We start from the raw sequence: 23,352 nt of genomic DNA on the forward strand, positions 1-23,352 counted from the left end.
TCCAAAGAAGAGCTATCCCATCTCGGCAATTACGCTGATGGAATAGCTCTTTCTTTTGCGGGGATTATATAACTATAACGATTTGCGAACTCCTTTAATCCATATCCCTTGCAGATTTAAGTCAGCATCCAGCAACAAGACGTCTGCTTGTTTACCTGCCTCAAGTGAACCTGTCCGATCAGCTATGTTCAGGGATCGAGCTGGATTCAGGCTGGCCATTTGTGATGCCTCGGGAATACTCAAGCCTACATGTTGAACGAGATAGCGGAAGCCCTCAATCATCGTTAGGGTGCTTCCTGCCAAAGTGACGCCATCCTCCAATCGTGCGACACCGTCCTGTACAATCACTGGCAAATCGCCGAGTGTATAATGACCGTCTTCCAGTCCAGTAGCAGACATGGCATCGGTGATGAGGATGAGATTATGGTCCTGCTTTAATTTGGCAAGCAGGGAAATGGCGGCAGGATGCACATGAATGCCATCTGCGATGATCTCTGCTTCAATGCGCGGATCAGCGAGTACAGCTCCCGCAGCTCCCGGCTTGCGGTGATGCAGCGGAGTCATGGCATTAAAGGTGTGGACTGCATGGTTCAGGCCCGCCGATGCTGCCTGTTCAACCTCTTCATACGTAGCATCTGTATGACCGAGCGCCGCGGTAATGCTGTGGCTACGCAGCCATGCGATGAGCTCAAGGGCGCCTTTTTGTTCAGGCGCAAGTGTGACCTGGCGAACAAGGCCCGGATAGCACTGCTCCCATTCTGCCACCCAAGCGAGGTTCGGAGGCACGATATGTTCCGGGTTTTGTGCTCCAGCCCAGTTCGGACTAATGAACGGTCCTTCCAGATGCACCCCCTCCAACTGAGCATGGGGCATGGGAAGTGCCATGTATGTGTGAACTTCTCTTAATACCTGATCAATTCGTTCCTTGGGCGCGGTCATCGTGGTAGCCAGCATAGCCGTCGTTCCTTGTGAACTGTGAAAGGAGGTGATGGCATCCAGCACCCTCGAATCTGAGTCCATAAAGTCCTCACCGTTGCCGCCGTGAACATGAATATCGATAAAGCCTGGTAGCAGGTAACCCCCTTCCAGACGAACAATATTCGCCGCTTGTGTGGCACCTTCTTCTGAATTGCCCAAGACCACTGAGGTCCAATCCACGGGTAAATCCTCCGCTGATCCAACGTATACAATGGATTGCCCCTCAATGATGACAACTCCGTTGTCGATAATGTCATTCCCAACGACGACTTGACCATACAATAGCTGCGGTATGTTACCGTTTATTTCATCTGACTTCATTTGAACCATCCTCCTGCTTCCTGATCCAATAAAATAAGGACATCGGGGTGACATTGCAGCAGGGAAGCCGGACACTCCGTTGTGACGGGGCCAGTTAAAGCCTGCCTTATAATGTCGGCCTTCTCTGCACCAAAGGCCACCAGCATAATTTGCTTCGCCTTCAGAATGGTGCCAACTCCCATCGTCACTGCTTGTCTGGGGACTGCATCTATATCACCAAAAAATCGGGCGTTCGCTGAGCGCGTTCTTTCTTTCAAATCTACAACATGTGTGGCTCCGGTCAAGCTGTGACCGGGTTCGTTAAAGCCGATATGACCGTTATGACCAATGCCAAGCAATTGGAGATCCACAGGTCCATGATCCAAAATGGCCTGCTCGTGTGCTGCACATTCTGCTGTGAGATCTAGTGCATCCCCGTTAGGGACGCGTGTATGAGATATGGGAATGTCGATATGCTGAAACAAGTGCTCATTCATAAAGCTGCGATAGCTCTGCGGATGTTCTGGGGCAAGGCCAACGTATTCATCAAGATTGACGGAATAGGCGTGTGCAAAGCTCACCTGTCCCTTGCGGTACATATCTGCAAGATGTCGGTAAATGCCTATCGGCGTACTACCGGTGGCCAAGCCCAGCATAGCTTGTGGTTTGGACAGCAGCAAGCTGGCGATCACAGTGGCAGCAGTAGCGTTCAGGTCTTCACGGCTGTTCAAAATGCGAATGTTCATCTTTAGTGACCCCCTGGTTGTTTTTTGAGCTTACTCACTTGTTGATATGAACCTTCCAATCTCGGAATATATTTGTCAAAATTAGCGCTCACCATACCTGTAAACAGGATATCTATAATATGAAGCTGGGCGATGCGGGAGGCCATGTCTCCACGTCGCATTCCTTCCTCCAATGAAGAGGAAAATAGCGCAATATCCGCAAGGCTTGCCAGCGTATTGTTTCCGAAGGAGGTCAGGGATAATGTTTTGGCACCTTGTTCCTTTGCACAGCGGAGAGCCGCAATCGTCTCCTGGGTTTCTCCTGAATAAGAGACGGCAAAGGCTACATCCTCCGCTCCGAGTGAGGAGGCAGAGGTGATCTGCATGTGAGAATCCGCGAAGGCAGTGCTATTCTTGCCAATACGGATCAGCTTCTGGTAAAAATCCTGCGCCACAATCGAGGATGTCGCCATCCCATAGAGATCAATACGGCTTGTGGCTGACAGCCATGCAATGGCCTGCTCCAGCTTGTGGAAATCTAGCAGCCGGGTCGTGTCCGCGATGGAGGCCGTATGGTTTGCCTGAATAGCTTGCACGATGCGTGAAAGTGAATTTCCAGCCACAATGTCCTGATACGATTCTTCACCTGTAAGGTTCGAATGGGACAACTCAGCGGCCAGCTTCATTTTGAAATCGGGATACCCTTTAAAATGGAGTGATTTACAAAACCGTGTAACGGTTGCGGCACTCACACCACAACGCTTTGACAGTTCCCGAATACCCAGGTGCAGCACATTTTCCGGGGCTTGCAGGATAGATTCCGCCAGCTTACGCTCTTGTACGGGCAACTGCTCCAGTCGATGGGATAATGTATGAAGAATGGGGGACATGGGCTGTGCTCCTTTAGCTATATAATGCTTTTATGAAAAAAAGTATCGTTTAATTCGATAAAATAAAGAAAAATATTTTCGTGTATATTGTAAAATAATTACGCTTTTCATACAAGAGGAGAGAGGCTGATCGCTTTCAAGTGTAGCTTCTATAAAATGAATAATGAATGCAGAAAAATTTGTAGAAGTAATCATACATTAATTTACATCTTGCGACTTTTACTTACAAAACAACCTATTGACTTGTCTCTTCAATGGAGGAGTATAATTGAATATAGTTCCAAGCAAGGAAATTTTCTAGGAGCTTTTTAGACGGCATCGTTGGACGGAAGAGTAGTATCTCATTCACAAGGAGGAGTTTGCTATGCAAAGCCAAGTGATTGAAATGATCAGCGCGGTCAAGGAAGATCCTGAATTGGTCGCTAAGCTGGATGGACATTCGGACATTATTCATGATGCAGGACTAGATTCGTTGCAATTGGTTCATTTCATGCTGCAAGTGGAGGATGCATTTGATGTGGAGATTGATTTTGATTCCTTTGAGTTGGAACATCTCCGTTCAGTAGATGCGTTTTGCAGTTACATTCAAGAAATGAGCGATGCGGAGCAAGTGCCGCACCCGGAAGGTATGGAGACAGTCTGAACGTAGGGTAGACTTTGCCTGAAAATCCATTAAACGAGGTGTTAGCATGCAGCCCAAAAGCAATGTGCTGATTGATGAGAAGGCTTTCAAGCTCATCAAGCGTAACCTGAAAAACGCTTCCGTGTCTTATCGTAACGCAACACAGGACCCTGCTTTCAAAACGGACATGCCCCAGACGATCGGTATTAAGCTGACCAACCGTTGCAACTTAAGATGCACGCACTGCTTTGAATGGAACGAGGAAGGCTATCATCACCAGATGGATAAAGAAGAACAGAATATGGATCTTGCCCCGGACATGCTCCGGCAGATTTTGAGCGAAACGAAGGAGGTTAAGTCCCGACTGTACATGTGGGGTGGTGAACCGATGTTTCACCGGCGCTTTGATGAAATTTTGGACGTGCTGGCGGAAGATCGGCGTGAAATGACCTTTTGTACAAATGGACTACTCATTGATAAATATTTGGACCGGATTTTGGACTTGTCTGAAAATCTGGAATTGTTAATAGCGATTGAAGGTTTTGAAAGAGAACACGATTTAATACGCGGTAAAGGCACCTTTCAAAAAACAATGCGGCAGATGGATAAGCTAATTGAACTTCGCGATCAGGGATTGTACAAGGGACGGGTAACTGTCCATGCGGTCATTAACGATAACATGATCGGACGGATGTACGAATTTCTGCAAATGTTGGAGGACAAGAGGCTGGATCTGGTGCTGCTGACGTTCCCCTGGTACATTTCCAAAGAAACCTCCTTTAAAATGGATGAATATTTTACACGTAATTTCTCCTGGCTCCGACAACTTGAAGAAAAAAATATTAGTAGCTGGCATGCTTTCAAATATAAAATCAACCCGGCTAACATTGACCCTCTGATGCAGGAATTACAGCGGATCAATGAGCGGGTATGGAACATTCGCGTGCGCTATCAGCCCGGCTTGGATTATGAGGAAATTGATAAATTTATACATGGCGAGGAAATGGTCAGCCGTTGTTCCAATCATTGCTTGGCGCTCACCTCCAGAACAGATATTTTACCAGACGGAAAGGTTATGCCTTGCAAATTTTTCAGTGAGTTCACAATTGGAAGTTTGCGTGAGCACAGTCTGAAGGAAATATGGAATTCGGATGCGTATGAAAAAACCCGTCAAAAGATTAACCATGAAGGATTGACGCCGGTGTGCTCCAAATGCAGTGTACTGTATCTGCACGGGGCAGGCTCTCTGAAATACATTTAGTTTCCTATGGATCTCCTATGGATATTGTTTGCTACTAGATGGAAGAGAGAGGGATGATGACAAGACGTGACGACTAAAACGATTAACCTTGTGGAAGCACTTGCTCATGAACGGGATCATGGGGTCCTGATTTGGCTGTTTAATATCGGCGCAGAGCAAGTGTGGCATCCATCCCCCCGGAAGGGGGGCATGGTAGACCGGGATGAACAGCAGGTTGTAAACCGGATGGAGGAAATGAATCTCCTGCTATGCCGAAGTCAGGATGTCATTGTACTCCGTGAACAGCCGGATGAGGCATTTCTGGACATGCTTCAGCGGTTAGGCTTCACCCTGCCGCGTATTGAGGTACCAGAGCCCTCTGATCCGCTAACGCCGATTTCAGAGCTGGTACTGGCGGATGACGCGCTTTTGGCACGATTACGCGCGGTTGCGGATGCAGGCCATAGCAGCGGTGGTACCAAAGCATGGCTCGTACCCTATGCGGTCACACCGCAGGAGGAAGCAATTGCGGAGCGTTGCGGGCTGGAGCTGATCGGCGCTCCATCTGCGGTGTGCGCCCAGGTGAATGATAAAATATTTAGCCGTCTGACCGCACAAAAGCTTGGTTTTGCTGTCAGTGAAGGCGCTGTGTGTGCAGATGAAGCGGCAATTCGCAGAGAATGTGAGAGATTGGCTGGCTTATCGGACGAGCCCGTGAAGCTGATTATTAAGCAGCCGCACGGTGCCTCGGGACAAGGCATGTATATGCTGGACGAGCTGTCCAAGCTGGATACACTGCTGAGTGTGATGAGACGCTTCGGCGGCTCGTCATCGTCTTCTGGCGGCTGGCTGGTGGAGCGCTGGCACAATAAGCAAATGGATCTGAACTACCAGCTCTGCATTGACGAGGGCGGTGGGGTGACGATGTTTTCACTAAAAAGGCAAAACGTAGACGGCACAGTCTATATCGGGTCCCAGGTTCCCGCTGATATTGGCGAAACGCTGGAGGAAGAAGTGAGACGATGCGCCTATCAGTTGGGAACGTATCTCTATTCCATCGGGTATACGGGAATGGCTTCCATTGACGGTTTTGTTGACGAAGATGGTTTGCTGGTTCCAGTGATCGAGATTAACGGCAGATTTACCCTGTCTACTTACATCTCGTTCCTGTCCTCTGTCTTGGGAGAACAGCATAAGACCTTGTCCCGTTATTATCGCAACGTGACCACTACACCTCTCACCTACAGCCGTTTGTGCGGGTTGCTGGCGGAGGAAGGCTTGCTATATACACCCGAGCGACCTGAAGGGGTGTTTGTTTATACGGCGGGCACTTTGTCTGATATTCCTGTGAAGCGGGGCTATGTGAACCGGATTTTTACACTTATTTTGGCAGACAGCTGGCAGGAAGCTGATGCTTATGCGCACAAATTGGAAGGTATCATTGCTGGATTAGGATGCTCATAAATTAGGAGGGAATCGAGAATGAAAACAGACGTATACCATGTAGTACCTTTACTGGAAAAGGTTTTGAAGCTGGCTCCCGGCGAGCTGGAACAGTTGACTCCGGATCAGGATCTGCGAACCTTGGGGCTGAATTCCTTATCCGCTGTTGAATTAATTGTTGAATTAGAAAATGAGCTTGATATTACGATGGAGGACGACGATTTGGTGCTGGAGCATCTCTCTACATTGCAAGGCATTGAGCGTCTGCTGGGCAAATATGCATAAGGGCGCTGAACAGACAAGACCTAGGCTGCAATCCGATATGGGAACTCGTCATGATTCCATAGTTGACCATAGTGCAGAAGAAATCGCAAACGCTCTCCCAGGGAAACATTGCGTATATTCTTCCCTGCGTACTTCATTGCGGAGGTATGGGATGAACATGGCGGAAGCTGAGCTGTTCATGCTGTGTGGGAGTATGTGCGCAGAGTATGGTGGAGATTTGAAGCGCTTTGGGCCGGAGAAATATCCGGAGCAGCTTCAAGAAATGGCCGCCAGTGGCGGACCGGTTATTCGGGTAGAACCGTGGATCGAAGGAGTCAGCAATGAAACCGACCTGTTGCAGGTGCTCACATCCGGCTATGGTACGATGCTGCATACGTCCAGCACCGCTTTAACCTATCACGACGTATATGTGAAAAATTACCCAAGGGGCCATGTGATTGAGTTGTGCGGATTGGACTTGCAAGAACGGACGGCACAGGTGAATGATAGCTTCCTGCTCGATTCCTCGGGACATGCGATGACTTATGTGGGCTCAGCCCGGCTCGACGACCTCATGCAGGGCATTATTGAGTATGCATGGCTAGTGGAGCAGCCTGTCCCGCTTTCGCCAAGGGAGCTGCATGCTGCGTGTGCTTACCATATTCGTCAGTATGTGACGGGTGAGAAAGTTGCAACAGACCAACTGGTCAAGCGGGGAGATGCAGGTTACCGGGCATTTGTCGATGACTTCCATCTGTTAGAAGACATGGAGGATCAGGAGTTTCGGACGTACTGTCATGAAATCTATTACAATCTGCGATTGGGCAGCGCTCTTCATTTGACAGATTATACAGCTGATTATTGCCGGCTGCATCAAGATACGCTTGGGCCGCAAACCCAGCATGTCATTGAATTGGCACAGGCACTTCACAGGGATTGGCACAAGCTTAATCTGCATATTTACAAAACAGGACTCCAACTGCGCAAGCATCGGATGCCTGAGATTACAGAGCGGGCACTGCAATTGATTGAAAGACAGCGCCATATGCTGGAGGAATTGATGATTTTAGCTGAGCAGGCAGCCGAGTAGTCTAAGCATTCGACTATATCAGGCATGTTCATCCAGGTATCACGCACAGAGGAAAGAGGAGGGGAATTCATTGCCGTCCATTACATTAAACCAATTGTCGAAAACGTTTACGTACTACAAAAAGGAGCCGGGCGTGCGCAAATCGTTACAAAATTTGTTTAAGCGTGAACAGCTGACCAAAAAGGCTGTGCAGGATGTTAGCTTTAGCATTGAGGAAGGTGAGATTGTCGGATTTCTTGGCCCAAACGGGGCGGGCAAAACAACGACGCTCAAAATGCTGTCCGGCATTCTCCATCCCACAGACGGGGAGGCATCGGTACTCGGCTTTACCCCGTGGAAGCGCCAAAAGGAGTTTAAACGTCAGTTTTCCATCGTAATGGGACAGAAAAACCAGCTCTGGTGGGATTTGCCTGCAAGCGAGTCGTTCGAGCTGAACAAGCTTATCTACGAAATCGATGATAACCGTTATAAAGAGGCGCTGGATGAGCTGGTCACTCTGCTTGGGGTGGAGGAGCAGCTGCATGTACAGGTTCGGCGACTATCGCTCGGCGAGCGTATGAAAATGGAACTGATCGCCGCGCTGCTGCATCGCCCACGAGTCATTTTACTGGATGAGCCGACCATCGGATTGGACCTTGTTTCTCAGCGGCGGATTCGGGAGTTTTTCAAAGCTTATAATCGTACACACCGGACGACCATTTTGCTGACAAGCCACTACATGAAGGATATTGAGGATTTATGCACTAGGTCCATCATTATCAGTGGGGGCAGATTGGTGTATGACGGAGACTTGCACAAGGTGAATGAGGTCATGGGTGCTCGTAAATTGCTCAAGGTTCGATTGGAGACCCCTGTATCCAACCTGACGTTGGCGGGGCTCGGCAAGCTTCGCTCCAACTCGGAGCTGGAGGCGGTATTTGAGCTGGACGCAGAAGATACGTTGACTTGGTCCAAAAAGATTTTGGATGCACTGCCTGTCGTTGATTTTACGATTGAGGACGTCCCGCTGGAAGAGGGGATAGCCAATTTGTATGATGGGGGCAGGCTGGCCGATGCGAAATAACAAATATGTGAAGGTGCTCCAGCTTGGTATGCAAAACGAAATGGAGTATCGAGCCAATTATTGGCTACAAATGGCGGGATTTATGCTGCCGATCATGACACAAATTTTTCTCTGGCTTGCGGTATTCGGTTCTTCAGGACAAGCAAGAGTGGTGGACTATTCTCTGCCGGAAATGCTGGTGTATGTGGTTATGGCGGGAGTAACTGGAAAACTGATTGCTACAGGCTTTGAATACGAAATTGCTACAGATATCAAGGAAGGTGGACTGGCAAAATTCATGGTACAGCCTGTACATTATTTTGCCTACCGTTTTTGCCGGTTTATTGGAGGCAAAGTCATACAGTCCGCAGTTGTGCTGCTGGCGGCTGCTATTTTGCTGTTATGCCTTAGCCTGGAAGGACAAATTAGCTTCGAGCTATCGTACATCCTGCTTTACATATTGGCGTTGCCGGGAGCACTTGTGCTTAATTTTGTGGTCTATTATGCGCTGAGTGGCATAGCTTTTTGGATGACAGAATCGGCGGGACTTTTTTATACGGTGTCGCTTGTCATTTATGTAGCTAGCGGTACCGTGTTTCCGCTGACGATTTTTGGAGATGCGTTGGCCCGTTTGTTCAGTCTGCTGCCGTTCAGCTATACCGTATTTTTTCCGGTGAATGCGTTGACGGGCAAGCTGACTGTGCTGGAAGCCGCTGAAGGCATTGGCGTGCAATGGATCTGGATTGCAGTGCTGGCGGCCGTATCGCGCTGGGTGTGGCAAGCCGGAGTCAAACGCTTTGTCTCGGTGGGAGGTTAACATGAAAAATGTTTTTCGAAACGTTGGACGTTACCTCAGACTGTACTGGAAATTTGTCCAGTTTTCTGTCATGTCGCAAATGGAATACCGCACTAATTTTATAAGTGCATGCCTGGTTGAAACCGCTTATTTGTTTATCAAGCTGCTATACGCATCGCTTCCATATCGCGCTGGGACGGACATTAACGGCTGGTCTCCCGATGCCATGCTCTTATATATCGGCGTGTTTACGATGATGAGCGGATTTTATAGTGGATTATTTTACAGTAATTTTACAAGCCTGCCTGACAAAATTCGTACGGGCTCACTGGACGTGCTCATGACCAAACCAGTATCGCTGCAATTTATGGTGACACTGCGTCAATTTGAACTGGGCTATACTGTGCCGAATGTCGTGGGCGGTGGAATCATGACAGGCATTGGCTGGTATCATCTGGCGTTGCCATTTGATGTGGAAACCGTGGGAGGATTCGCTGTGCTGCTCGGATGCGGAGTGCTTACGGCATACTCCGTGTTTTTGCTGCCCCAATTGCTGGCCTTCTGGATTATCCGCACGAATGGGGTTACAGAGCTGTCCAACAGCATTTTCGAGACAAACTACGTGCCGATGGCCGTATATAGTAACCTGATTCAGCGTATTGGCTTGTTTGTGCTTCCGGTGTTTGTCATCTGTAATTTTCCGCCCATGTTCATTCTCGGCAAAATGGAACCCGGTTTGATGCTATGGGCATTTCTCGCACCTCTCTGGCTGCTGGCGATTATCCGCTTGATATGGCAGTTTGCTCTACGTGATTATACGAGCGCGAGCCAGTAGGGCTACCGTGTAGTAGGTTCATAATGAAGCAGGAAAGGAAGCGAATCATATGAATGCGATACCGAACCAGCGTCATTTATATATGGGAACGTTCGAAGCGGAGGCTTACTGGCGAGATACCGAGCTAGCTTCCCTACCCGCCCTGTCTGACCGGGCTTCTTCGGCCATAGTAGCAGCTATGGATGAATTGCTTTTTAGCTTTTGCCAGCCGGGAGACGCCTTATTGACACGTTATGCCATTTCACCTGTGCACCGTCAGTATATCGCGCAGCTAGGCTTTCATCCGGCTGTAAACGAACGGGATTTGACTGACGGAATGGAACTGGCGGGCAATGTGTCGGCCGCATCCGTTTTTGAGCTACTGAGCAGTCGCAAGACGGATGCCGGTGAAGGTTTTCCTCAGCTGGAGGGCTGTGTGCTTAGTCCATTTGCGGGGTTGCCGCATGTGGAGGAGGCCGCACGTGCTTGGGGAATTACATTGCATCAGCCACCGCTGGAAACCATTCGCAAGGTAAATGCCAAAACCTATTCCTCTGAGCTAAAACGCAATCTAGGTCTGCCCAATCCAGGCCATATTGTGACTTCGTTTGCGGATGTCGCTGAAGCAGGACGTAAACTGCTGCGGGATGGAAGCTTTTTAATCAAGGATGATTTTGGCGTATCGGGCAAAGGCAATCTACACATTACCTCGACACAAATGCTGGACCGGGTCGTATCGTATTTGCGTGGACAGGAGCGTAAAGGCAAACGGGTACTGTTCCTGCTGGAGCCTTTCCTGGAGAAAGAGCAGGATTTTTCATGCCAATTCACGATTGGCGATGATGGACGTGTCGACATTATATCTGTGCAATGGCTGGCTAATACTCAATTCGCCTATCGAGAATCCCTATCGCCAGACAAGGCTTTTATGGAACGTTTGGAACGCGACGGCTATTTTAGCTTGATGCAGGACGTGGGGCAGCAATTGTATCGGGATGGATATTATGGCGATGTTTGTATTGACTCCATGACACTTCGCGGCGGGAAGCTGGAGCCCATTATCGAAATTAATGCCAGAAAGTCGATGAGTTTGATCAAGCATCAGCTCGATACCTATCTGGCCGGGAAAAATATGCATGGCACGCTGACGAATTATTCACTGTCTCATGATGGCAGTCTATCCTATGAGGAATTGCTGGAAGGGCTGAAAGATGAAGGATTGCTATTCACAGGTGAGCGTGAGGAAGGTGTTATGCCTCTGGGAGCCAATACGTTATATGTAAACACAGGTGGACGAGACGGTGAAAACAAGACTGTAGGTCATACAACCACGCCAAGCAGAAACACAACCGGGCGCGGAGGCAGATCATCTGCCAAGCAGGTTCGCGTAAGTGGGATTGGAGCCAGCGATGGCGGACCAGAAGGGAACGGCATGAGTCAGCCTGATTTGAATGGTAAACAAGAAGCTGACGGAAATGAACGGGCACGAGGCAAAGGCCGGCTTTATTTGGAACTGGTTGCTGCGAGCGATGAGGAAAAAATACGATTGACTACCAAGCTGGAGCGTTTTTTGGCAGAGCGACATTTTACAGTGCTGAATTAAACGGGAGGCGTATAAGCATGCGTAAGAGTACGGAGAAGCTTATGAAGGTAACGATTTTGTGTTCCGGTTTCGGATTGGGCTTTTATACCCCTGGCTTGCTGCTGCAAGCAGGTCTTCGCAGGCTGGGCATGGATACGGCGATCCATGTATTTGAAAATGTACTGCCAGAATCGGCCCGTCTCAAGGTCGACAAAAGTCGGAAAGCTTACCATGACAATTTTGCAGTGGCCTTAATGTCGCAAAAGGTTCCGCAGGATATGCGTCATTCACTGGACCCCGCAGCGATGGAAGTACTGCTGAACCAATGGATAGAAGAGGATCGGCGGTATTTTATATGCTTATCCGGTCATTGGATGTATGTACTGGAGGAGTATCGCAAGCGCAGAGAGCCGGAGTCGGTGTATGTGGACATCGTGTATATGGATTCGACACCTTCTCCTTCTTGGAAAAATCTAGCCAAGCATCATCCGCATTTTGCTGATGGCTGTGGAGAAACGACCCTGTTTGAAAACGATAAAAATAGAGTCAGCCACTATATTGACATCCCGGCAGTGGAGCATATCCCTTTTGAAGCACGGCAATCCCGCTTATTCGTACATGGCGGCGGTTGGGGGATGGGCACCTACCGTGAGAAGGTTGGACGGTTGGAAGAAGCGGGCTGGGAACTGGATCTGCTGCTGTATGATCAGGATCAGCCAGATGAACAGCGGGACAGTATACGCTATTTTCGGATGGACCCGCAGTGGAGAACATGGCAACGAAATGAAGCCGGGGAGCATACATTTCCACCTTTCGGAGAGGTGAAAATGGGTGAGGAAACGGTGTATCAGGTCGGACCGGATTACCATTGCATGCTGGACCGAGCATGTCACGCCCAGGCCATTGTCAGCAAGCCCGGTGGCGGCAGCCTGACCGATTCGTTCGCTACAGCTACTCCGTTGATTATGCTGGAGCCGTTTGGTGTGCATGAGAAGCATAATGCGGATCTATGGGAACGTCTGGGGTTAGGCATGCGCTACGAGACGTGGATTGGAACCTATGGCGCCAGTGCTCAGATTCTGGAGGAAATGCATCGGAGGATCGTAGAGCTGCGCAGTCGGACGTCGCGTTATATAGAGTCCTATGTGAAGAGCATTCAAGTGCCATCAGGAATGGAGCAGGGATCATGAACGCGGCCGCGGCTGCGCAAGAACCTGCGATGCCAGATATTCGCTTTGGGATCATTGGCTGTTCTGCCATTGCCCCTCGTGCGTTGCTGGAACCGATCCGACATGTTGCAGGAGCACGCGTGACCGCGCTTGCGAACCGTACGGTTGCCAAGGCGGAAGAAATGGCAGAGCGTTATGGAGTCAATGTCGTTTATCAACATGCTGAGGATATGTTAAAAGACCCAGACATCGACGCTGTATATATTGCGCTCAGCAACGATTTACATGCTGAGTGGATTGGCAGAGCCTTACAAGCTCATAAGCACGTGCTGGTGGAAAAACCGTTATGCCTGAATACGGCTGATCTGGCTCCTTTGGCAGCTATCGTCGAACAGAGCAACGCTTACCTGCTGGAGGGAGTCATGGTACAGCATCATCCTTGGCAGCGTGAACTGCGCAGAATTGTAGAATCGGGTCGTTATGGTCGCTTATGCTCCATAGAGACGAGTCTGTGTATTCCGGCAAAAGAAGGTCATGCGGACAATTACCGATCTCGATCGGAGCAAGGCGGGGGCTGCTTTTGGGATCTGGGTGTGTACTGGCTCCAATTGCTTCAGGCCGTCGTTGGATTGGAGCAGGCGGAATTCCACAGTCAATCGGATTTCGATGGGCCCCATGGCTGTGACTGGACATTTCGTGCACAAGCCCGTTACCCAAGTGGACTAGAGGCATCTGCCCTCTTCTCATTTGAGCGACCTTATCGCTGTGCTCATGTACTGACCTTTGATTCGGCAGTAGTCACCTTAAAGGATTGCTTTCGGGCGAATTTAGGCTTTTATAAAATGACACTCAAGACGGAAATAAAGAAGGATATCGCGGTGAATATAACAGATACGGCAGCACAGTCCTTGTTATCACAGACATCCTCGCATAGCAAAACGGTTTTTGAGCCCATGAACTATTATGTCAATCAGTTGGATGCCTTCTGCAGCATCATCCGGGGTGAAACGGAGCCCATTCCATTTCATGAGGCTGATGAACGCGTCAGACTGCTGGCAGCTATTCATCAAGCAGCACGCTCAGGCGAGGCGATCTATGCCATATGAGTATGATTGTGGTTTTCAATCGGTGAAATTCGAGTAATACCAAATACAGAGTATCCAAGCAAAGAAAGGAGGGATTCGACAGATGGATCAAAAGGATCAAGTCTTACTGGAGCGATTCGGCGAGCATCCGACACCCTTTTATTATTATGATGGGGACGCGCTGCATGCTCACGTCAGCTCGTTGCTGGCTCGGTTACATCCGGCCGTGCGTGTACATTACGCGCTCAAGGCTAATGGTAACGTAGCCTTGGCTGGGTTGCTGCGCTCGTTAGGTTGCGGAGTGGAGATTGCCTCGGCTGGAGAAATGTTCGTCGCCATGGAGGCCGGGTATGCTGCGGAGGATGTGCTGTACGCTGGGCCGGGGAAAACGGTAGCCGAGCTGCGCGAGGCGATAGCCTGTGGGATCGGCTGCATCCATGTTGAATCGGTGAGAGAGCTACGTCTACTGGAGGACATTGCTGCCCAAACAGGCGTGTTTGTCAGAGCTGCGGTTCGAATCAATCCCGATAATGACCTGTCGGGAGCAACGATTAAAATGGGCGGTGTTCCGCGCCCTTTTGGAGTCGATGAAGGGCAGCTGGATCACTTTTTTAAGGTGCTGGAAGATTGCCCGCACGTATATTTTCAAGGCATTCAAGTATATACAGGTACGCAAATGCTGAAAGCGGATCAGATTTTAGCTTCATTTGCGAATACCTTGCAGTTGGCAGAACGGGTGCAGGCTCAGTATGGTGTGGCGATGCATACGGTCAATTTGGGCGGTGGGTTTGGTGTACCTTATTTTGCTCATGAACAGCCGCTCGATATGGATCACGTCATTGACGGACTCAATGCACTCGCGGAACAGACTCGATCCAGTATGCCCGGGGTTAGGCTGATCATTGAAAGCGGCAGGTATTTGGTCGCTCAATCAGGCATGTATGTCTGCCGGGCGTTGTATACCAAGGAATCCAAGGGAGAGAAGTTTGTCGTGGCTGATGGCGGCATGAATCACTACGTCTCAGCTACCTTTCGGGGACGCCGCTTAAGGGACAATTACCCGGTGCGAATTATGCGCAGACAAGTGGGAGAAGAGGTTTCCACGGCGCTGGAGACGGTAAGCATTGTCGGTCCGCTTTGTACACCCGAGGATTGTATTGTGAAAAAAGCGGAGCTGCCCCCGATTCGCGAAGGCGATTATATTGCTTTTCCGAACGCAGGAGCCTATGGATTAAGCTACAGCCCATTATATTTTTTGGGACATGCTACTCCAGCGGAACTGCTCGATTATCGCGGGGAAGTGCATGTCATTCGTGAACACGGTGATCGCACGGACCTGCTGCACCATCAGCGTATGATTGCGTTGCCTGAGGATGTGATGTAAGTATGTAAAAACGCCAAAGTCATAGGAGCCGATATCCATCGGACCTGTGATTTGGCGTTTTTTACATTTTCAGCATTGTAGTATTGACTTAACGTGATTGGGAGCTGCGTATTTCCTGACGGACAAGCTGCCATACCATAAAGATCAGCACAAGGGCTTGTGGGACAAATGTTTCCCAAGTTGGATACATTCCCAACCAGCTAATAGAAGGAAGCGAGGACGCAGTGTGTCCCGGCAGCTTGCCTGCCACCTGAAGGGAATGAATACTTTCGCCCAGAAATCGGAATACGAGATAGTAGATCAGTATAGTGGCGGTCAGGAAAAAGGCGCGAATTGGCAACCTTACACTGAACTTGATGATCGCTAAAGCAAGGACGACCAGTATAACCGTTGCCGAGCCAATACCGATCAGCAATTGCGAGGTTTCAATGGCCGGAGCCATACCGATATAAAAAATAGCTGTCTCGGCCCCTTCACGTAGAATCGCGAGCGCAGAAACCGCAAAGAGCGACCATAGGCTGCCCCGTGCTAGCGCATTGCCCACGCTGTTTTCCACAAAGCGGTTCCACGCAGCAGCATTGGATTTGCTATGCAGCCAGTTACCGACCGTTAGCATCAGCACAACAGCCACCAGCCCGGTGACACCTTCCAGCAGCTCACGCATACTGCCCGATGCAGCAGCTGCCACCAGCGAGGTGAACAGCACCGCCAGTATTCCGCTTAGCACCAGTCCTGTACCAGCTCCTGCCCATATCCATCGTCCAGCCACAGCTTCGCCGCTTTTTTTGGCATACGCGAGCAGAGCTGCGAGCACGAGAATGGCCTCCAGACCCTCGCGCAGCAAAATCAGTGCGGCATCCCATGCAGTATAAGAACGTTCCTCGGTCAACGGACGGAGCCTGTCCAGCATCTGATCAAGAGTCTGCAAGGCTTTATCCATATTCGGTGGGGAAGACAGCAGATATCCAGAAGTCTCGGTCATTTGATTTTCAATCGCAGTGTAAGACGCCGGATCGGAAATTTGTACATGTCCTTCGACAGAAGGCCATATAGCGATAAACTGACCTACCTTGTCTGCGGCCTGCTCTGGCTGATTAGTTACAACATCTTGGCGTGCGGATTCGAGCAGGGTGACTGCATCGCCGAGGGAAGCTGTTGAACCATTCGCTGCTCCGGCAGCGGCATTGCCTGCATCTGCCCCTTGATCTGTGTTCACAAGTTTGCCCTGACTATAATCAGACAGCAGCGTCGTTAACTCCTGCATTTCCTTGAGAGCCTGTGCTTGACGTATGGGCTCTGCTTGCATAGAGATGCGAATGAGGCTGATTTTCGTTTCAAGCGAACTGTATACCGAAAAATGGTCCAGACGAATCGGTGTCTCCACCTGATACCAGGCTTTAACGATTCGGTCGTAATCCACCCGCGCAGCAGCCCAATCGCCTTTTTGCATGGCAGCCAGACTGCCCTTCGCCATAGGAAGCAGTTTTTCCGCTGCTTTAGCTCCGGCGGGAGCCGGTTGATCTCCTTCGGCAGCCGTCACGAACTCATTGACCGAGCGCGCCAGCACGGATAACGCAGCTTTCGCTGAATCCCCGCCGCCATGGGCAAGCGCCTCTTCTGCATCGGTCAGAGCTTGATCTACGGCCGCGATATGGGCTGATTCCCCGCCATTTGCTTTGGCGGCTTCCCACAAACCACGGAATTCCTTTAGGTCCTTGGAGGCTTCCGTCCATTGGTCTTGTCCCGCCTCCACCAGTGCTCCGCCGACCACAGGCATCAGCTGATCATTAGAGACAGCTTTAGCATTTGATTGTGCGAAAACGGCCGACCCATAGCCGGATATGAAGGGAGTTACTGTCAGCAGCAGAGCCGCCACCAGCACAAACACCCACCCTAAGCTTTTATTGCGCCGATTCATATAAATCCCCTTCCTTGCCTGCTGCTAAAATAACGTATCCCCGATGTAGCCGCCTTGTGACACACCTGGGAAGCAGGCGAACACCGCGCTGCCTTTGTGTACAATGTATTCGTTCAACTTGTCATTGCGTGCAAGCTTCTCCTGAATGTGAACGAACTGCTTGAACAGATCACGCTGGTAGCTGATGAACAGCAGTCCGGCATCGAGCTGTCCTGTTTGTTTGTCTAATCCGCTTGAATAGGAATAAGATCTCCGCAAAATATTAATGCTCCCGTTCCCATGAGCCAATGCCACATGAGAGGTAGGGGGCGTAAGCGGCTTGCCTTCAGGGCTTGTAGCCGCCAGATCCAGCTTGTCAAACTCTTTGCTTTTGCCCAGTGGGGCACCGCTGCTGCGATGGCGTCCAAAGGTATCTTCCTGGTCACCTAATGTTGAACGATCCCACACCTCTACTCGCATACGAATACGGCGTACAGCCATATAGCTGCCGTCGCCCATCCATGCTGGTCCGTCATTGGTCTGTGTCCACACCAGCCGATTCATCTCGTCTGCCTTGGACGTGTCCGGGTTTCCCGTGCCATCTTTGAAGCCGAGCAAATTGCGCGGTGTGCTGCCCGCAGGATCAGCTTGTGCCGTCCGCTGGAAACCTTCCTGCGTCCAACGGAGTACTGCCGTTCCTCTGGCGATACGCGCCAAATTACGCAGGGCATGGAAAGCTACCTGCAAGTCATTGGCACATACCTGCACTCCGATATCACCGCCGCACCATTGCTCATCCAGGGCGTCTCCCTGAAAACGAGGCAACTCACGGAACCCGGCAGGCTTGAGCCCTGCCAGGCCATACCGTCCATCAAAAAAGGAGGGGCCCACCCCAAAAGTGATCGTCGTCCGGGACGGAGATAATCCCGCTGCCTCGCCCGTATCGGAAGGAGGTAGGTTGATATTTTCATTATCGGTGCCAAGCAGCACACCAGAAGTCATTGTAGCACTTGCTTCCGTCCAGGCCTTGAAGAGATTCCGCACCTGTTCTTTGTCGGGGGTTGTTAGATCGAAAGCGGCGAAACAGATAAAATCTTGTGCCGGAGTTACAATTCCCGCCTGATGTTTGCCGTAAAAAGGAACTACATCTTTGGTATCTGCCTCCGTCATCATGCTTTCGAGGCGTTGACTGGCTGACAGCACAGCGCCCACGCCACCGCCGCCAAGCAGTAGACCTAATCCGCCTACCCCGGCCAGCTTCAATAGATCACGGCGTGATACAGATTTGCCTTTTCCTGATCGCTCATCATCCGCTGGCTGAGCATCCTTTTCTGTCAGATCAGACTGTTCATTACGGGATTCCGCATACTGCGACTTTTCTTGTCCTTTTTGCCGCTTAAAGCCTTTCATATCATTACACTCCTAACAATTTCCCCATTTGGGACAACGGTTCTGCCAAAGCATCAAGGTTCTGGCTTAGCTTTTTAATTTCTTCCGGTTTCAGTTTGGTATACGATACATAGCCTTCGCCGTCTTTGAAAGGAGCCAGCTCCTGCTGTAAGGCTGTAAAGCGCTCACCAATTTGTTTTTCCAACGCCGCGTCTTTTTGGTTCAGATCTGTTTTCAAAATGTCATAAATCTTTTGAGCACCTTCTACATTGGCCGCAAAGTCGTACAAGTCTGTGTGAGAATAACGCTCTTCTTCACCCGTTACCTTCGAGGTAGATACTTCATTCAGCAACTCGACTGCACCTGTTACCATCAAGCTGGCATCAATGTTAACTGTTTCTACTTTGGCACGCAGCAGCTTGGCATCACTCAGCAGGCGGTCGGAAAACTCGTCCAGTCCTTTGGTGGTGTTTTCTTCCCATAATGTTTTCTCAATACGGTGAAATCCGCGCCAATCTGCTGCATCCACATCACCGTCACGAGCGTCAATATTCGGGTCCAGATCGCCCAGTGCTTCCGCAATCGGTTCAATCCGTTCATAGTACATACGTGCTGGAGCATACAAAGCCTTGGCTTTATCCAGCTCGCCAGCTTTGACTGCGTTCGTGAATTCTTCTGTCTTTTTCACAAACGTATCGCATTGCTCGGTTGCATAGGTACGGTAAGCCGCAACCGCTTGATCAAAATTGGGAGCAGTCGCCGCAGGAGTCGTGGTCTGTGTTGTTGCTCCTGTATCTTTGGATGTTGCAGCAGGCTGCTGATCCGCAGTTCCGGCTTGTCCGCAACCTGCAAACAGAATAGAAGAGACCAGCACTCCGGCCGGTACGGCATAACGTAGTTTCATAATCAATGAACACCCTTTCTGGCCAAACTGGCCCTGAACCATAGTCTGTAGCGCGATCTCTATAACGAATTATCATTTTTGATAATGATTATCAGTCGCATTTTTTCTTATCATAAGGCTGGCCTATATGCCTGTCAATACATATTTTAGACACAAAGTTCAACTCGTCATTAAAGCTACAAGTAAGGTGCCTATGCCCATTTTTATCCGCACATTGAACCATACCTGAGCACATGACATAAAATGTGTTGACTGTATCCCTTAACCTTGTTACACCACACAAAACCCGAGCAAGGAGGGGTGAAATTGACGAAGGGTAACGACCAGAAAAACAAGTTTTTGTTAACTCACCGTGAACGTGAAGTATTTGAACTGCTCGTGCAGGACAAAACAACGCGTGACATCGCCGGACAACTATTTATTAGTGAGAAGACGGTGCGTAACCATATTTCCAACGTAATGCAGAAACTGAACGTAAAAGGTCGTTCACAGGCGGTCGTAGAATTAATCAGGCTTGGCGAATTAAAAATCTGACCTCTCGTTCCTTGCGGGGTACAAAGTCTTCTCGATGATCCTTCAACAATGAAGGGTGGTCGGGAAGGCTTTTGTTTTGATCATGCTGAGGATATGACGAAAAAAACGATTAAACCGCTGAAATATGTGGGAATTTGTGTATAAGTGGTGTACTATATAGATAAGGAAGAAAATACCATGCGTTTTCCAATTAGTTATATGAATAATTGAGGTGGAAGCTGTACCACAAAGTTGTATTTAGATAGAAATGCATCTGGTGATAGTCTAAGAATGAAATACAAATTAGCATGACGACAGGATGGAAGTTGAATCGGGTTTTTGCTTAGGACTACCTGTGGTATATTCTTGATCGGAGGTGAACGATAAGACATATGACACCCAACCAACACTCAATGACTTACACGCTGAACAGCGGTATAAAGGGAACAGTCGACCTATCCAGTAAACAGGTGCAGGAATGGATTAAAGCATATCGAATCGGCAGCAAATTTGTAACAGTTGTGGGCAAACAATATTTTGGTTTAAACCCTGAGTTGGTAGCAGATTTCAAGGTACATAATGAATACTCGGAGCAGAGAGAACACATATCCATGATACAGCCTGTAATGGAACGTAAAGCTGTAGATCTGGACCCACTGGTAGAAGCGTATAGTCAGTATAAAACATTAATTCAGGTAGAATGTAAATGTGGTGCTTCCTACATAGAAGAATCACCTCATAAGAGAACCAAGTGGTCATGCAAGGAATGCAACAATATTGTGTTCCTGGATCGTAAAAAGGGCATGGTGGATACGAATACAGGCAAGGCCTGGTACATGACCAACAAATACTATGTAGAAAGACAAAGCAACTGACAGATTGTCAGTTGCTTTTCTAACAGACTCGCATGCGTCTTTATATGCTTTTAACCATATATTAAATCCATACTTGGAAATGCTACTATATCTTTTGCCAAATAATAAAATTGATGTTTTGTACGCTTTGTAGTACATTATCAAGTGTATTATAAGGAGGCTTCTCATGTACGGACATAGACAAGATGATACTTTATACATCATGACTTACACATTAAATAGTGGTATCAAGGGCACGGTGCCTTTGTCTAATCAACAGATACAGGAATGGCTTGAGTGTTACAGAATCGGCAAGAAATTTGTAACCGAGATTGGCAAAGAGTACTTTGGACTGCATGCGGAACTGGTGGCTGACTTTAAAGTGCACAATCAGTATTCAAGCTATCAGGAGGTCATTATCCCGATTCAACAGCCGGATACTGGCTTAAGAGAGCTGTCTCAAGCTTACAAATCAACAGAAACCTTAATTAAAGTAGATTGCAAATGTGGTACATCGTATGTAACAGAATCCCCTTTCAAGCGGACCAAGTGGTACTGCACCAAATGCCGGGAGATTGTTTTTCTCGACAACAAAAAGGGAATGGTTGATACTTCCAGAGGCAAGGCTCATTATATGACCAATAAGTATTTTGTGGAACGGGAAACAACTGGCGTATAAGCCGGTTGTTTTTTTGTTCGTAAGGTTTGTATACGTTCTGATTTTTTAAAACCGATTGCGCTACAGTGAAAAAGGGGAAAGATAAACCTTAAAATAAACGATAGTCAGGGGGTGAACGTCATCCGGGAAAATCGTACGAATGGTGCAAGAAATCGCATGAGCACGAACAATGTGTACATAAACGAAACGCTTCATTTGGAACAAATCATAAGTGACCTGCGTGTGATGGGCTATGTGGCTTTTCATCATCAGCCGCAAATTGCAGGTGAGCCTCATGAGCTGGATGAGTTAAAAAAGCAATTACTGTTGTTTTTTCAACAGCACCATGTATTGTGGATTGAGCTTGATCCGCTAACGCAATATGTGGTGGTGAATAACATGGGGAAGGCCACCGTACTGAAACTCATTGGCCGAAAAATAAATCCGCTACGTGATCGGAGAGCGAACGCTGCTTTGGCGGGGCAGACACTGCATGAGCTGGATCGGGAGATAGAACGGCTGAATCGGCTGGTTCACCTGTTGCGCTACACTCGTTTTCCTTAAGCGACGGCATTAACGAAAAAAAGCATTCACGAGCATGAGTAATCACATGCTGTGAATGCTTTTTGGTATGTTATTTTTTACCACATAAGATGAGTAAATCTACGGTGACATACGGTAAATCTATTTCCTGCATTCGCTGCCAGTCTGCTTCCGTAGCTCCCCACGATAAGGGAGTCATATGGAGCAAAGGCTCCACAAGGTCGGCATTTAGCATAAAGCGATAGGTTACTCGTTCGGCGGATAGAAGATTAAAGCTATCTTTAAACCGGCTTAATATATTGTCATTTGAATAAGTTGGCTTTTTCTGTTCATACAAGCATCTCAATTCCTGAAGATAATATGGTTCGGGAATGACCTTTAGAATGCAGCCATCCTCCGAAAGAATCCTTTTAAATTCAGCATAATTGGAAGGGGATAAAATATTGAGTATACCGTCAAATTGTTGATTTGCAAATGGGCAATGAGCCAAATCGGCAACACACCAGAGGGCATGAGGATATGCTTTGGCTGCGGCCACAATACCTTCTTTAGACAGGTCCATACCTACGCTTGTAAGCTCGGTGATTCCCTTCCAGGTAAGCTTATCCTGAATGTGGCTCGAAGGGGAACCTTCCCCGCAACCTGCATCCAGCAAGTACAGATGTGATTTTTGATCGAACTGTGGCTTCATAAACTTCATCATGGTGCTGCTTATGGCTTCATTTAAAGGATCAAAAAATCCACTATTGCACATCATTCTTCTGGAGTTAAATAGTTGTTTATCATATTTGGTTTTATGGGATCGGGCGGCTAAATGTAAATACCCGTGTTTTGAAAGATCATAGCAATGCTGATTCATACATGGGAGGCTTTTACCTTCCACCATACGCATGGGTTGAGAACATACAGGACAACTAAAAAGATGTTGATGCTTCCTGATCAGGCTAGCCTTCATCTCGTGTTTATTCCATTTGGACATAGAAAAGCACCTCGTTCATTCGTATTGGGTGAATGAAAAAAGGCACAGCCAAATAAAACCCAACCCATTTTTCGAAAAAATGATTGAGTTTTCATGAACTGTACCTCACATTACCGTAAACGAATGAACTGAATAATCATATTGTGCAGCGCTCCTCTAAAAAAATAGAAAGGGCTTTCGCCCTCTCTATT

General features: G+C 48.6%; 23 protein-coding genes and 1 pseudogene. 16 read left to right on the forward strand and 8 right to left on the reverse strand.

Annotated elements, in window-relative coordinates; all coding sequences use genetic code 11:
* Nucleotides 1-72 precede the first annotated feature (72 nt).
* The 3 genes from nagA to ACXHJ1_RS12500 are packed head-to-tail and all read right to left on the reverse strand — an operon-like array spanning nt 73 to nt 2,893.
* A complete protein-coding gene (gene nagA, locus ACXHJ1_RS12490) occupies nt 73-1,299 on the reverse strand; it encodes an N-acetylglucosamine-6-phosphate deacetylase (protein WP_457906138.1) in 1,227 nt (408 codons plus the stop codon).
* Nucleotides 1,296-2,024, reverse strand: a complete 729-nt coding sequence (gene nagB, locus ACXHJ1_RS12495) for a glucosamine-6-phosphate deaminase (RefSeq protein ID WP_016818493.1) — start codon at nt 2,022-2,024, stop codon at nt 1,296-1,298. Before nagB ends, nagA begins: the two co-directional genes overlap by 4 nt.
* 2 nt (nt 2,025-2,026) lie before the next feature.
* Nucleotides 2,027-2,893 (reverse strand): MurR/RpiR family transcriptional regulator, encoded by an 867-nt coding sequence (locus ACXHJ1_RS12500; RefSeq protein ID WP_457906139.1) that lies wholly within the window; start codon nt 2,891-2,893, stop codon nt 2,027-2,029.
* Between the two features lie 364 nt (nt 2,894-3,257).
* Here ACXHJ1_RS12500 and ACXHJ1_RS12505 point away from each other — a divergent pair, with 364 nt between their 5' ends.
* The 12 genes from ACXHJ1_RS12505 (at nt 3,258) to ACXHJ1_RS12560 (ending at nt 15,424) form a co-directional block, all read left to right on the forward strand.
* The gene (locus ACXHJ1_RS12505) at nt 3,258-3,536 is read left to right on the forward strand and encodes an acyl carrier protein (protein WP_016818495.1); all 279 of its coding nucleotides are present in this window, start codon (nt 3,258-3,260) and stop codon (nt 3,534-3,536) included.
* A 46-nt stretch (nt 3,537-3,582) separates the two neighbouring features.
* Nucleotides 3,583-4,776, forward strand: a complete 1,194-nt coding sequence (locus ACXHJ1_RS12510) for a radical SAM/SPASM domain-containing protein (protein WP_016818496.1) — start codon at nt 3,583-3,585, stop codon at nt 4,774-4,776.
* A gap of 66 nt (nt 4,777-4,842) precedes the next feature.
* Nucleotides 4,843-6,219, forward strand: coding sequence for a preATP grasp domain-containing protein (locus tag ACXHJ1_RS12515; RefSeq protein ID WP_457906140.1), 1,377 nt, complete (start codon nt 4,843-4,845; stop codon nt 6,217-6,219).
* 18 nt (nt 6,220-6,237) lie between these two features.
* On the forward strand, nt 6,238-6,483 hold the full coding sequence (locus ACXHJ1_RS12520) for an acyl carrier protein (protein ID WP_016818498.1): 246 nt from the start codon (nt 6,238-6,240) through the stop codon (nt 6,481-6,483).
* The gene (locus tag ACXHJ1_RS12525; protein ID WP_457906141.1) at nt 6,476-7,552 is read left to right on the forward strand and encodes a hypothetical protein; all 1,077 of its coding nucleotides are present in this window, start codon (nt 6,476-6,478) and stop codon (nt 7,550-7,552) included. The genes ACXHJ1_RS12520 and ACXHJ1_RS12525 overlap by 8 nt, the downstream gene beginning before the upstream one ends.
* Nucleotides 7,553-7,622: 70 nt before the next feature.
* A complete protein-coding gene (locus ACXHJ1_RS12530; protein ID WP_016818500.1) occupies nt 7,623-8,615 on the forward strand; it encodes an ABC transporter ATP-binding protein in 993 nt (330 codons plus the stop codon).
* Nucleotides 8,605-9,411, forward strand: coding sequence for an ABC transporter permease (locus tag ACXHJ1_RS12535; RefSeq protein ID WP_016818501.1), 807 nt, complete (start codon nt 8,605-8,607; stop codon nt 9,409-9,411). Before ACXHJ1_RS12530 ends, ACXHJ1_RS12535 begins: the two co-directional genes overlap by 11 nt.
* A gap of 1 nt (nt 9,412) precedes the next feature.
* Nucleotides 9,413-10,225, forward strand: a complete 813-nt coding sequence (locus ACXHJ1_RS12540) for an ABC transporter permease (RefSeq protein WP_457906142.1) — start codon at nt 9,413-9,415, stop codon at nt 10,223-10,225.
* 49 nt (nt 10,226-10,274) lie between these two features.
* The gene (locus ACXHJ1_RS12545) at nt 10,275-11,807 is read left to right on the forward strand and encodes a hypothetical protein (protein ID WP_457906143.1); all 1,533 of its coding nucleotides are present in this window, start codon (nt 10,275-10,277) and stop codon (nt 11,805-11,807) included.
* Nucleotides 11,808-11,824: 17 nt separating this feature from the next.
* Nucleotides 11,825-12,976, forward strand: coding sequence for a UDP-glucuronosyltransferase (locus tag ACXHJ1_RS12550; RefSeq protein WP_457906144.1), 1,152 nt, complete (start codon nt 11,825-11,827; stop codon nt 12,974-12,976).
* A complete protein-coding gene (locus tag ACXHJ1_RS12555; protein WP_457906145.1) occupies nt 12,973-14,061 on the forward strand; it encodes a Gfo/Idh/MocA family protein in 1,089 nt (362 codons plus the stop codon). Before ACXHJ1_RS12550 ends, ACXHJ1_RS12555 begins: the two co-directional genes overlap by 4 nt.
* 82 nt (nt 14,062-14,143) lie before the next feature.
* Entirely contained in the window at nt 14,144-15,424 is a 1,281-nt protein-coding gene (locus tag ACXHJ1_RS12560) for a type III PLP-dependent enzyme (protein ID WP_016818506.1), read from the forward strand.
* A gap of 88 nt (nt 15,425-15,512) precedes the next feature.
* On the opposite strand, the gene ACXHJ1_RS12565 is transcribed toward ACXHJ1_RS12560, so the two are convergent.
* Genes ACXHJ1_RS12565 through efeO form a run of 3 tightly spaced genes read right to left on the reverse strand, consistent with a single transcriptional unit; the run spans nt 15,513 to nt 19,614 of the window.
* Complete coding sequence (locus ACXHJ1_RS12565; protein ID WP_457906146.1) at nt 15,513-17,342, reverse strand: FTR1 family iron permease; 1,830 nt, start codon at nt 17,340-17,342, stop codon at nt 15,513-15,515.
* Nucleotides 17,343-17,366: 24 nt separating this feature from the next.
* Nucleotides 17,367-18,731, reverse strand: coding sequence for an iron uptake transporter deferrochelatase/peroxidase subunit (efeB, locus tag ACXHJ1_RS12570; protein WP_016818508.1), 1,365 nt, complete (start codon nt 18,729-18,731; stop codon nt 17,367-17,369).
* A 4-nt stretch (nt 18,732-18,735) separates the two neighbouring features.
* Nucleotides 18,736-19,614, reverse strand: a complete 879-nt coding sequence (gene efeO, locus ACXHJ1_RS12575; RefSeq protein WP_016818509.1) for an iron uptake system protein EfeO — start codon at nt 19,612-19,614, stop codon at nt 18,736-18,738.
* A 306-nt stretch (nt 19,615-19,920) separates the two neighbouring features.
* On the opposite strand from efeO, the gene ACXHJ1_RS12580 reads away from it, so the two are divergent.
* The 4 genes from ACXHJ1_RS12580 to ACXHJ1_RS12595 all read left to right on the forward strand — a co-directional run bounded on the left by ACXHJ1_RS12580 (nt 19,921) and on the right by ACXHJ1_RS12595 (nt 22,203).
* Entirely contained in the window at nt 19,921-20,148 is a 228-nt protein-coding gene (locus ACXHJ1_RS12580; RefSeq protein WP_013372773.1) for a helix-turn-helix domain-containing protein, read from the forward strand.
* A 371-nt stretch (nt 20,149-20,519) separates the two neighbouring features.
* Nucleotides 20,520-21,002 carry a hypothetical protein gene (locus ACXHJ1_RS12585; RefSeq protein WP_016818510.1) on the forward strand — a complete coding sequence of 161 codons (483 nt, stop codon included), beginning with the start codon at nt 20,520-20,522 and terminating at the stop codon, nt 21,000-21,002.
* Nucleotides 21,003-21,168: 166 nt separating this feature from the next.
* Nucleotides 21,169-21,660 (forward strand): hypothetical protein, encoded by a 492-nt coding sequence (locus ACXHJ1_RS12590; RefSeq protein WP_013372771.1) that lies wholly within the window; start codon nt 21,169-21,171, stop codon nt 21,658-21,660.
* A 156-nt stretch (nt 21,661-21,816) separates the two neighbouring features.
* Entirely contained in the window at nt 21,817-22,203 is a 387-nt protein-coding gene (locus tag ACXHJ1_RS12595) for a hypothetical protein (protein ID WP_457904703.1), read from the forward strand.
* 70 nt (nt 22,204-22,273) lie between these two features.
* Here ACXHJ1_RS12595 and ACXHJ1_RS12600 read toward each other — a convergent pair whose 3' ends face one another.
* Nucleotides 22,274-22,939, reverse strand: coding sequence for a methyltransferase domain-containing protein (locus ACXHJ1_RS12600; RefSeq protein WP_457906180.1), 666 nt, complete (start codon nt 22,937-22,939; stop codon nt 22,274-22,276).
* 102 nt (nt 22,940-23,041) lie between these two features.
* Nucleotides 23,042-23,161 (reverse strand): annotated as a pseudogene (locus ACXHJ1_RS12605) (rRNA (guanine-N1)-methyltransferase); the annotation flags it as partial.
* Nucleotides 23,162-23,352 lie beyond the last annotated feature (191 nt).

The sequence above is a fragment of the Paenibacillus sp. ALE2 genome, from assembly GCF_054113385.1.

Coding starts and splice junctions, on each gene's coding strand:
- ACXHJ1_RS12505 (WP_016818495.1), top strand. CDS start 3,258: ATGCAAAGCCAAGTGATTGAAATGATCAGCGCGGTCAAGGAAGATCCT.
- ACXHJ1_RS12525 (WP_457906141.1), top strand. CDS start 6,476: ATGCATAAGGGCGCTGAACAGACAAGACCTAGGCTGCAATCCGATATG.
- ACXHJ1_RS12520 (WP_016818498.1), top strand. CDS start 6,238: ATGAAAACAGACGTATACCATGTAGTACCTTTACTGGAAAAGGTTTTG.
- nagB (WP_016818493.1), bottom strand. CDS start 2,024: ATGAACATTCGCATTTTGAACAGCCGTGAAGACCTGAACGCTACTGCT.
- ACXHJ1_RS12555 (WP_457906145.1), top strand. CDS start 12,973: ATGAACGCGGCCGCGGCTGCGCAAGAACCTGCGATGCCAGATATTCGC.
- ACXHJ1_RS12500 (WP_457906139.1), bottom strand. CDS start 2,893: ATGTCCCCCATTCTTCATACATTATCCCATCGACTGGAGCAGTTGCCC.
- ACXHJ1_RS12535 (WP_016818501.1), top strand. CDS start 8,605: ATGCGAAATAACAAATATGTGAAGGTGCTCCAGCTTGGTATGCAAAAC.
- ACXHJ1_RS12540 (WP_457906142.1), top strand. CDS start 9,413: ATGAAAAATGTTTTTCGAAACGTTGGACGTTACCTCAGACTGTACTGG.
- ACXHJ1_RS12560 (WP_016818506.1), top strand. CDS start 14,144: ATGGATCAAAAGGATCAAGTCTTACTGGAGCGATTCGGCGAGCATCCG.
- ACXHJ1_RS12545 (WP_457906143.1), top strand. CDS start 10,275: ATGAATGCGATACCGAACCAGCGTCATTTATATATGGGAACGTTCGAA.
- efeB (WP_016818508.1), bottom strand. CDS start 18,731: ATGAAAGGCTTTAAGCGGCAAAAAGGACAAGAAAAGTCGCAGTATGCG.
- efeO (WP_016818509.1), bottom strand. CDS start 19,614: ATGAAACTACGTTATGCCGTACCGGCCGGAGTGCTGGTCTCTTCTATT.
- ACXHJ1_RS12590 (WP_013372771.1), top strand. CDS start 21,169: ATGTACGGACATAGACAAGATGATACTTTATACATCATGACTTACACA.
- ACXHJ1_RS12600 (WP_457906180.1), bottom strand. CDS start 22,939: ATGATGTGCAATAGTGGATTTTTTGATCCTTTAAATGAAGCCATAAGC.
- ACXHJ1_RS12565 (WP_457906146.1), bottom strand. CDS start 17,342: ATGAATCGGCGCAATAAAAGCTTAGGGTGGGTGTTTGTGCTGGTGGCG.
- ACXHJ1_RS12550 (WP_457906144.1), top strand. CDS start 11,825: ATGCGTAAGAGTACGGAGAAGCTTATGAAGGTAACGATTTTGTGTTCC.
- ACXHJ1_RS12595 (WP_457904703.1), top strand. CDS start 21,817: ATGAGCACGAACAATGTGTACATAAACGAAACGCTTCATTTGGAACAA.
- ACXHJ1_RS12585 (WP_016818510.1), top strand. CDS start 20,520: ATGACACCCAACCAACACTCAATGACTTACACGCTGAACAGCGGTATA.
- ACXHJ1_RS12510 (WP_016818496.1), top strand. CDS start 3,583: ATGCAGCCCAAAAGCAATGTGCTGATTGATGAGAAGGCTTTCAAGCTC.
- nagA (WP_457906138.1), bottom strand. CDS start 1,299: ATGAAGTCAGATGAAATAAACGGTAACATACCGCAGCTATTGTATGGT.